5 protein-coding genes are annotated in these 9,654 nt (G+C 73.5%); 2 read left to right on the top strand and 3 right to left on the bottom strand.

Annotated features, from left to right (window positions below; all coding sequences use genetic code 11):
- Positions 1–2,692: S41 family peptidase (locus tag E0D90_RS19565; protein WP_227870336.1), on the bottom strand; the 2,692-nt coding region annotated here is incomplete at its 3' end.
- Between the two features lie 500 nt (positions 2,693–3,192).
- Between E0D90_RS19565 and E0D90_RS19560 the strand changes: the two genes are divergently transcribed.
- Entirely contained in the window at positions 3,193–5,472 is a 2,280-nt protein-coding gene (locus tag E0D90_RS19560; protein WP_130799444.1) for an MMPL family transporter, read from the top strand.
- 235 nt (positions 5,473–5,707) lie between these two features.
- Here E0D90_RS19560 and E0D90_RS19555 read toward each other — a convergent pair whose 3' ends face one another.
- Positions 5,708–7,426 (bottom strand): penicillin-binding transpeptidase domain-containing protein, encoded by a 1,719-nt coding sequence (locus tag E0D90_RS19555; protein ID WP_130799443.1) that lies wholly within the window; start codon positions 7,424–7,426, stop codon positions 5,708–5,710.
- A 44-nt stretch (positions 7,427–7,470) separates the two neighbouring features.
- On the opposite strand from E0D90_RS19555, the gene E0D90_RS26695 reads away from it, so the two are divergent.
- Positions 7,471–7,620, top strand: a complete 150-nt coding sequence (locus tag E0D90_RS26695; RefSeq protein ID WP_157996896.1) for a hypothetical protein — start codon at positions 7,471–7,473, stop codon at positions 7,618–7,620.
- Positions 7,621–7,850: 230 nt separating this feature from the next.
- Here the strand turns inward: E0D90_RS26695 and E0D90_RS19550 are convergent, their stop codons facing one another.
- Entirely contained in the window at positions 7,851–9,581 is a 1,731-nt protein-coding gene (locus E0D90_RS19550) for a dolichyl-phosphate-mannose--protein mannosyltransferase (protein WP_130799442.1), read from the bottom strand.
- Positions 9,582–9,654 lie beyond the last annotated feature (73 nt).

Below are 9,654 nucleotides of genomic sequence, written 5' to 3'. Positions count from 1 at the left end.
GGCCGGGCCTGGGGGCGAGGAGGTCGGCGATCGGCGGGGGGCCGGTTCCGTCCTCGACGAAGGTCAGCTCCACGCTGGTGCCGCCCGTGCCCGCCAGCAGTGGCCAGGGCCCGGTCACCGGGTCGACGGGCCGGCCGTCGACCTCGGTGAGCAGGGCTCCCTCACGTACTCCCGTCCCCGCCAGCGGGGAACGGGCCCGCGAGTCGGAGGAGTCGCCGGGCAGTACCCGGGCGAGCCGCCACCCCCGGTCCTCCCGGTCGCCCCGGGCCCGCACGAAGTCGGCGCCCAGCAGCCCCTGTGCCCGCTGGTAGTGCGGCGGCCCCTCGTTGCGGCGGGCCGGGCTGACGTAGGCGTGGGAGGTGCCCAGTTCGCCCAGCGTCTCGCGCAGCAGGTCCGCGAACTCGTCCGGTGTGGCCACCCGGTCGACCAGCGGCCGGTACAGCCGGAGTACGGCGTCCCAGTCGATGCCGCACATGCCCGGCTCCCAGAAGTAGGCGCGGATCAGCCGTCCGGCCTCCTCGAAGGACTGGCGCCACTCGGCGGGCGGGTCGGCGTGGTGCACGATGCGGCGCATGTCCATCACGACGGTGGAGTCCACGTCCGCCGGTTCGGTGGCTGGGACGGCCCGCAGCTCCCCGTCCTCGCAGACGACCAGCCGGGTCCCGTCGCCGCTGGTGGCGAACCAGTCGACGTCCCGGGTCAGGTCGGTGGCACCGCAGGTGGTGATGTCGAAGTGGACCAGCGTCGGCTGGCCCGAGGTGTCCTCCGGGTTGGCGAAGGTCTCGCCCAGCGCCCCGGAGATCGGCCAGCGCAGCCACACCAGGCCGCCGCCGCTGACCGGACGGAGCGCCGAGTACTTGGACGCGGGCACCGGGAAGGGCGCCACCCGGCTGGCCAGGCCCTCGGACTCCACCAGCACGGTCCCCTCCTCCGTCCCGGTGTCGGCCGGGTCGAGCCCACCGGCCGCCGGGCGGCCCTCCGGGGTGAGGGCGAACGGTGACGGCGTCGCCGAGGAGAGCGGCACCAGGTAGGGGCGGCAGCCCAGCGGGAAGGAGAGGTCCCCGGTGTGGACGTCGTACACCGGGTCGAAGCCGCGCCAGGAGAGAAACGCCAGGTAGCGGCCGTCGCGGGTGAAGACGGGTTCCTCGTCCTCGAAGCGGCCGTCGGTGACATCGATGACCCGGGCCGCCGCGGCCCCGGCATCCGAGCCGCCGCCCGCCGCGGCCCCGGCGCCGGTGACCCGGGCGATCCGGATCTGCCGCAGCGAGCGCCCCACGCCCGGATGGGACCAGGCCAGCCAGCCGGAGTCGGGGGAGAAGGCGAGGTCGCGGACGGGGCCGTTGCGGGAGCGGGTCAGCTCGGTGACGTCGGCCGTATCCGTATCCGTATCCGTACCCGGATCCATGTCCGCGTCCGTCTCGGTGTCCGGGTTCGCGTCCGTGTCCGCGTCCGGGTCGGGGACCGGCACCAGCAGCAGCCGTCCGTCGTTGGCGGCGACCGCCAGGGTGCGCCCGTCAGGGGAGGCCACGAGTTCCAGGACCCGTCCCAGCCGGCCGGCGGCCAGCCGCAGCCGGTCACAACCGCCGCTGGCGCGCGGGAGGTAGGCGATCTCGACGGCGTCCTCGCCGTCCGCGTCCGTCACGTACGCGATCCGCCCGCTGTCGCCGAGCATCTCCGGCAGCCGCACCCGTACCCCCGGTGTGCCGGCGATGACCCGGCCGGGGCCGTCGCGGTGGGTGAGCCAGTACAGACTGCCCCGCACGCCGACGGCGCTGGCGCGGCCGGTGGTGTCGACGGCCAGCGCGTCGACCTCGCCGGCCGTCGGTACCAGCCGGCGCCGCCGCCCGGAGCGGGGTCCGCCCGGGTCGATGTCCAGCCGTCGCGGCCTGCTGTCGGCGGACAGCTCGTCGACCAGCCAGAGTTCGCCGCCGCACTGGTAGACGACCCGGTCGCCGTCGGTGGCGGCGTGCCGCGCGTAGCGGGTGTCGTGATCGGTGTGGCGGCGCAGTCCGGTGCCGTCGGGGAGGCAGGAGTAGAGGTTGCCGACGCCCTCGTGGTCGGAGAGGAAGGCGATGCGGCCGCCGACGAACATCGGGCAGTCCAGCTGTCCGTCCAGCTCCTCCAGCAGTCGCCGCCCGTGGAGCCACAGCCGGCCGGTGGCGCCGCCCCGGTAGCGCTTCCAGAACGCGGGTTCGTGCGGGGCGCGTCCGGTGAGCAGCAGGGTGCGGCGGTGCTCGCCGTCGCCGTGGACGGCGAGGTCGGCGACCGGTCCCCACGGCAGCTGCTCGCCGGGCGAGCCGTCGGTGTGCAGCCGGTAGGACCAGGTGTAGTGGGAGAAGGGCTGGCCGTGGGAGCTGACGGCGAGGATGTCGTCGCCGGCCCAGCCGCACACGCGGGTGTCGTCGGAGCCCCAGTGGGTGAGCTGGCGGGGCGGGCCGCCCGACACGTCGGCGAGGTGGACCTCCGGGTCGAGGGTGCGCCAGCTGGTGAAGGCGATGCGGCGGCCGTCGGGGGAGAAGCGGGGGCGGCCCAGCCGGGTGCGGTCGGCGGTCAGCCGCCAGGCCCGTCCGGCGTCGGCGCGCCGCGAACCGGTGGCTGGGGAGGCACCGCCTCGGGAGCCGCCGGAAGCGCTCGGCAGGGGGGCCAGCCAGAGGTCGTCCTCCGCGACGAAGCACAGCCGGTCGCCGTGGATGTGGGGGAAGCGGAGGTAGCCGGGGGCGGATTCCGTCCCGTGGCCGTGGCCGTGGCCGTGGCCGTTGCCGTGGGCGTCGTGGTGGGCGTCGTCGTGCACCGTGGTGTCCCTCGTCACCTGCCCCATCGTTGGGGCTGCCCGGCGGCCCGGCAACTTCACGGGGCGCGCGTTCCACGCCGCGCGCCGCAGCGCCGGTGGGGGCGGACGCCCCGGTGGTGGCGGCCCACCGCGCCGACCGGTGTAGAGAACCTCGGGCCAAAGGTCAAGTGACGTGCGTCACAAAGTGGCCATCGCGGTCACCCCCGCATGCCACTCCCGCGTCCCTACGCATGCAGAGACCGAAGCCGGCCGGTCCTGCTCACGACTTTCGGTTCCGCATTTCCGCACCGCCCCTGTCCCTACCCGTCGTACGCCGCCCGTATCCGCCTTGCACGGCGCGGCGTGGCCCCGCACTGCCCGAACGCCCTCGTCCCGCCTTACTCGGAGTAGGAGAACTCCCCGTGGCTACGTTTCTCTACAAGCTGGGTCGCCTCAGCTTCCGGCAACGGCGCTGGGTCGCCGTCATCTGGATCTCTGTGCTTCTGGCGGTCGGCGCCGCGTCCTTCGCCGGTGGGGGCGAGGTCGAGGAGGAGTTCACGCTCCCCGGGACCGAGTCCCAGCAGGCCTTCGACCTGATGGAGGAGGCCTTCCCCGGCTCCAGTGCCGACGCCATCGCCGCCCGCATCGTCTTCCAGGCTCCCGACGGTGAGGAGATCACCTCGCCGGAGAACACCGCCGTCATCGAGGACGTCCTCGGCCGGTTCGACGGCGCCGACAGGGTCGTCGCCGTCACCAGCCCGTTCGAGACCGGTTCGGTCAGCGAGGACGGCTCCACCGCGTTCGGCACGGTCGACTACAACGCGAGCTGGGCCGACATCACCGACGACATGCGCGACCAGCTGTTCACCGCCGTCGACGCCGGCCGCGACGCCGGGCTGACCGTCGAGGCCAGCGGTGAGATCGCCATGGCGGAGGTCAGCCTCGGGCAGGGCGAGCTGATCGGCATCGCCGTCGCGGCGATCGTGCTGATCATCACCTTCGGTTCGCTGGTCGCGGCCGGTCTGCCGCTGATCACGGCTCTGATCGGTGTCGGTGTCGGCATGTCGGCCATCGGCGCGCTCAGCGTGACGCTGGGCCTCTCGGAGATGACCGGCATCCTGGCGATGATGATCGGCCTCGCGGTCGGCATCGACTACGCGCTGTTCATCGCCTCCCGTTACCGCTCCGAGCTGGTCGCCGGGCACAGCAGGGAGGAGGCCGCCGGACGCGCCGTCGGCACCGCCGGCTCCGCGGTGGTCTTCGCCGGCCTGACCGTGATCATCGCGCTGGGCGGCCTCGCCGTCGTCAACATCACCCTGCTGACCAAGATGGGTCTGGCCGCGGCCGGAACCGTGCTGCTGGCCGTCCTGGTGGCGCTGACCCTGGTGCCCGCCGCGCTCGGCTTCGTCGGCAAGCGGATCTTCGGCCGGAAGACGCGCGCCGCGAACCCCGAGACCAACGTCCCCCCGACGCTGCAGAAGGACGGCCGGCCCAACATGGGGTCCCGCTGGGCCGCCGGTGTGCTGCGCCGCCCGCTGGTGGTGCTGGTCTCCTCCGTCGCCGTCCTCGGTGTGATGGCGGTCCCCGTCTTCGGGATGCAGCTCGGCCTGCCGGACGACGGCACCCAGCCCGCCGACAGCACCCAGCGCAAGGCCTACGACATGCTGTCGGACGGCTTCGGCCCGGGCTTCAACGGCCCGCTGCTGCTGGTGCTCGACGGCAGCGAGGCGGCCGACCCGCAGGCCGCAGCCGACACCCTCGGGGAGCGGCTGAACGGCGTCGAGGGCATCGCCGCTGCCTACCCCGCCCAGTTCAACGAGGACGGCACGGTCGCCACCATGGCCGCCATCCCCTCCTCCGGCCCGGCCAGCAGCGAGACGACCGACCTGGTCGCCGAGCTGCGCGGCGAGGTCGCCCCGCAGTTCCAGGACGACACCGGTATGCGGATGCTGGTCTCCGGCCAGACCGCCGCGGAGAGCGACTTCTCCCAGGTGCTCTCCGACGCCCTGGTGCCCTACCTGGCTCTGGTCGTCGGACTCGCCTTCGTGCTTCTGACGCTGGTCTTCCGCTCGCTGCTGGTGCCGCTGAAGGCCGCGCTGGGCTTCCTGCTCTCGGTCCTCGCCGCCCTCGGCTCGGTCGTCGCCGTCTTCCAGTGGGGCTGGCTCGCCGGGCTGCTGGGCGTCTCCGAGACCGGGCCGATCATGTCGATGATGCCGATCTTCATGGTCGGTGTGATCTTCGGTCTCGCCATGGACTACGAGGTCTTCCTCGTCACCCGGATGCGGGAGGCGTACGTCCACGGTGAGGACCCGCGCCAGGCGGTGATCTCCGGCTTCAACCTCAACGCCCGGGTGGTCACGGCCGCCGCCGTCATCATGATCAGCGTCTTCGCGGCCTTCGCCTTCAGCTCCGCCGAGTCCATGATCAAGATGATGGGCTTCGGTCTCGCCATGGCGATCCTGCTGGACGCCTTCCTGGTGCGCATGACCATCGTCCCGGCCATGATGGGCCTCATCGGCGACCGTGCCTGGTGGCTGCCGAAGTGGCTGGACCGCGCGCTGCCGAACGTGGACGTCGAGGGCTCCGCCCTGGAGAAGCACCTCGCCACCGGGTCCGCCGACCGGGCCGCGGGCGTGGCCGGGGAGAGCGGGGACGGCGGCGAGGCGGAGGACAAGGACCGGGAGCCGGTCACCGTCCGCTGACGCACCCGGCCCCCTCTCGCGGGGTGACGGAACCGGCCGCCACAACCGGTTCCGTCACCCCGTGGCCCGCACCCCCCACTCCGCACTCCGCCTGAACGAGCAGCACCGGGCCCGGTGTCCCTCCCCGACGGATCGGGGAGGGACACCGGGCCCGGACGTTTCCTGCCGCTCAGCCGCTCAGCCGCTCAGCCGCTCCTGCCGCTCAGTCGCTCAGCAGCTCAGCCACTCCGGCCGCTCAGTCGTCGCCGGCGCCCCCCGCGGAGCGCAGCACCTCCGCCACCAGCGGCCCGGCGAACTTCCCGCCGTGGCCCGACTCCCGGACCACCGCCGCCACCGCCAGGTCGTCCCGGTAGGCCGTGAACCAGGCGTTGGGCTTCTTCTGCTCGAACACCTCCGCCGAACCGGTCTTGGCGCCGACGTCACCCTCGACACCCGCCATCGCCTCGGCAGCCGTGCCCGCGGCGGCGGTCGTCGCCATCAGCGCCCGCAACTGCGCGGCGGTGCCGTCCGACGGTCCGTCCGCCGTGACCAGTTCCCGGTCGTCGAAGGACGGCGGCACCAGGAAGGGCTGACGGAACGTGCCGTCCTTCACCGTCGCGGAGACCGAGGCCATCACCAGCGGATTGGCCCGCACCGACGCCTGCCCGATGAGCTGGGCGGCCATCTGCGCCTTCGATTCCTCCGCGAGGTAGCCGGTCATGGCCTCGACGCCGGTGTCCCACTCCAGCCCGATGCCGAACACCCGCTCCGCGTACCGCGTGAGCTGGTCGTCCTCCAGCTCCGGAGCGGCACTGATGAACGCCGTGTTGCAGGAGGCGGCGAAGGACTGGGTGAAGGTGCCGCCCTTGATCTCGAACTCGTCGAGGTTCTGGAACGGCCAGTCCTCGAACTCGAACTTCTTCGGGCACGGGTGCGGCGCCGCCGGGTCCGCCAGACCCGCGTCGATCAGCATCCCGGCGGTGATGATCTTCCAGGTGGAGCCGGGTGCCAGCCGGCCCTCCAGCGCGATGTTCTCGTCGTCACCGGGGTTGTTGACGACGGCGAGGATGGCGCCGGTGCTCGGCTGGATCGCGACCAGCGCCGACCGGTCGGAGTCCTCCAGCGTCTTCTCGGCGATCCGCTGGAGTTCGGGGTCGATGGTGGTGGGGACCTCGCCGCGTGTCGGCTCGGCCAGTTGCAGCAGCACCTCGTCCCCGTCCTCGGCGTCCCCGCCCTCCCCGTCCTCGCTGTTGTCGTCGTCGTTCCCCTCGGCGTCGGTGTCGGCGGTTCCGCCGGTCAGCCGCAGCTCCGCGCCGGGGCTGCCGCCCGCCTGCTCACCGTGGGCGGCGGCCAGCTGCTCCAACAGCGGCTTCAGCGTCGGGTGTTCGTCGGGGTCCAGCGCGTCGCCGTTACGGTCCAGCGCGGTGACGGGGGGCGGCCCGGCGCCGGGCCCGACCTCCAGCGTGCGGCCCTCGGTGAGCCGCGGGTGCAGGATCTCCGGGCTCCAGCGGATCCGGACGCTCTCGCCCCCGTCCTCCGCCTCGTCGCCGTCGCTGCCCTCGTCGCCGTCGCCGTCGGCGGCCTGCCGGACCACGGTCAGCGCCGAGTCGTACAGCCAGTCCGAGGCGTCGTCCTCGTAGGTGACGCGCGCCGTGACCTCGAACGGGACCTCGGTCGCGGCGCCGTCCGCGCCCGTGGCGGGGCCCGGTGTCGCGGACAGTTCGCTGACCCCGGCTCCCTCCGCGAACTCCGTCAGCGCCGCCGCTGCCGCCTCCGGGTCGTCGGTCAGAGCGGCGGCGGCCTCGGTGTCACCGTCCGCCCACGCGGTGAGGAAGTCCGCCGCCGTCTGCTCCGCCCCGGCCGCCTCCGGCGCGCCGCCTCCGCCGTTCCCGTCGTCCGAGGAGCATCCGCTCATCCCGACGACCACCGCCGCCACCGCGCCCGCAAGGGCCACGGTTCTCCGGCTCTGCCGCATCCGCACCGCTCCTGACCTGAAGACCATCGACCATCGAAAACCTCGTGTACATCGACCGCGTCGCGCACATCCACCACGTCGCGCCCACCGAGCACACCGACCTGAAGAACGACCTGACGACCATCGAACCCGAGGACCGGCGCCCGGGGAGCCGATCCGGCCGCCCGTGGGCCCGGCGCCACCCGGTCCGATGATGATCGGACCGGTGCCGGGCCGCCGGGCCACCGGGGTACCTGTTCACCGCGGTGCCTGTCCGCCGGAGCGCTGTCCGTCGGGGATCCTGTCCGCCGGGTCACCCGCTCACCGTGCTCGCCGACGCCGCGCCGCGCCGCGATCCGCCAGGGGCGCCGCCCGCGCACCCGGCCACCGCCGCCCACACGCGCGCCTCTCCGGCGTCAGCGCAGACTACCGCCCCGCCGCGCCGTCAGATCCAGGAGTCCAGCCACATCCGGGCCCGCCAGCCGTCCAGCGAGATCTCCGCGCCGGCGTACAACGGGTAGAAGTAGATGAAGTTCCACGCCACCGCGAGCACCACCACGCCCACCGCCACGATGCCCACCGCGCGACGGCGCTCGGCGCAGCCGGGCGGACCCAGCAGCGCGCCCAGCATCATCGCCACCGCCAGGCACAGGAACGGCACCAGCACCACCGCGTAGAAGTAGAAGATGGTGCGTTCCTGGTACATGAACCACGGCAGATAGCCGCAGGCCACCCCGCACAGCACCGCGCCCGCCCGCCAGTCGCGGCGCAGCAGCCACCGGTAGAAGCAGTAGGCCACCGCCAGACAGGCCACCCACCACAGCACCGGCGTGCCCAGCGCCAGCACCTCGCGCACGCAGCCGCTGGCCTCGGCGCAGCCGCTCCCGTCGTCCCGCTCCGTCGACTGGTAGTAGAACGACACCGGCCGCCCCGAGACCAGCCAGGTCCAGGGGTTGGAGTCGTAGGAGTGGCTGTCGGTCAGGCCGACATGGAAGGAGTACGCCTCACGGTGGTAGTGCACCCAACTGCGCAGCGCGTCCAGCACCGCGTTACCGGTCGGATCGTTGGTGGCCCCCCAGTCCCGGTAGTAACCGGTGCGGGTCGCGAACCAGCCGGCCCAGGAGGCCAGGTACGTCAGCGCCGCCACCGGCACGGTGGAGACGAACGCCGGGACAGCGTCCCGGCGCAGCATCGCGCGGAACGGCAGCGGCGCCCCGGCCGTCCGCCGCGCGGCCGCGTCCCACAGCACGATCATGATCCCGAACGCGGCCAGCGCGTACAGCCCCGACCACTTCGTGGCGCACGCCAGCCCCAGCAGCACCCCGGCCGCCAGCCGCCACGGCCGGAGCCCCAGTCCCAGCCGCTGCCCGACGGAGCGCACCGGGCGCAGCGCACCGTCGTCGGTGCCCGCCGGTTGTGCGCGGGCGAGTGCGGCGGCGAGCCTGGCGCGGCTGTGGTCGCGGTCGATCAGCAGGGCCCCGAACGCGGCGAGCACCCAGAACATCAGCACCAGGTCCAGCAGCGCGGTGCGGCTCATCACGAAGTGCAGGCCGTCCAGCGCAAGCAGCAGCCCGGCGAGGCAGCCCAGCGCCGTGGAACGGAACAGCCGACGGCCGATGCGGCACACCATCAGCACCGACAGCGTGCCGAGGAGGGCCATCACGAACCGCCAGCCGAAGGGGTTCATCCCGAACGCCCACTCGCCCAGCGCGATCATCCACTTGCCGACCGGCGGGTGCACCACATACGAGGCGCTGTCGCCCAGCGGGATGTCGCCCTCGATGATGCGCTGGTTGGCGTCGTCCGGCCAGGAGGTCTCGTGGCCGTGGTGGAGCAGTGCCCAGGCGTCCTTGGCGTAGTACGTCTCGTCGAAGACGACGGCGTCCGGCGAGGAGAGACTGACGAAACGCAGCACGCCGGCGAACAGCGCCACCAGCAGCGGACCGCCCCACGCCGCCCAGCGCACCAGGCGGACGGCTGTGGCCGGGGCGAGCCCGAAGTAGCGGCCGATCCGGGTGTCCGGCGCGGGGAACGGCGGGACCAGCCGCTCGCGCACGCCCCGCTGGGGGCGCGGGCGGTAGCCGTAGCGGCTGAGCCTGCGCGCCCAGCCGGGCTCCTCCCGCCGTGCCTCGGGCGGATGCGGCGCCGTCGGCGGCGCGGTGCTGCCGGCCGTCACCGTGCCCCACCGCCCCGGCGAGCTGTGCGCGAGGGGCGGCAGGCGTGACGGCGGAACGCCCCGGGGCCGTGGG

It is taken from the genome of Streptomyces otsuchiensis (genome assembly GCF_004305975.1).
GTDB classification, from domain to species: Bacteria; Actinomycetota; Actinomycetes; order Streptomycetales; family Streptomycetaceae; genus Streptomyces; species Streptomyces otsuchiensis.
Note: the sequence above shows the minus strand (reverse complement) of the source record. Positions and strands in the feature narration are given on the sequence as shown.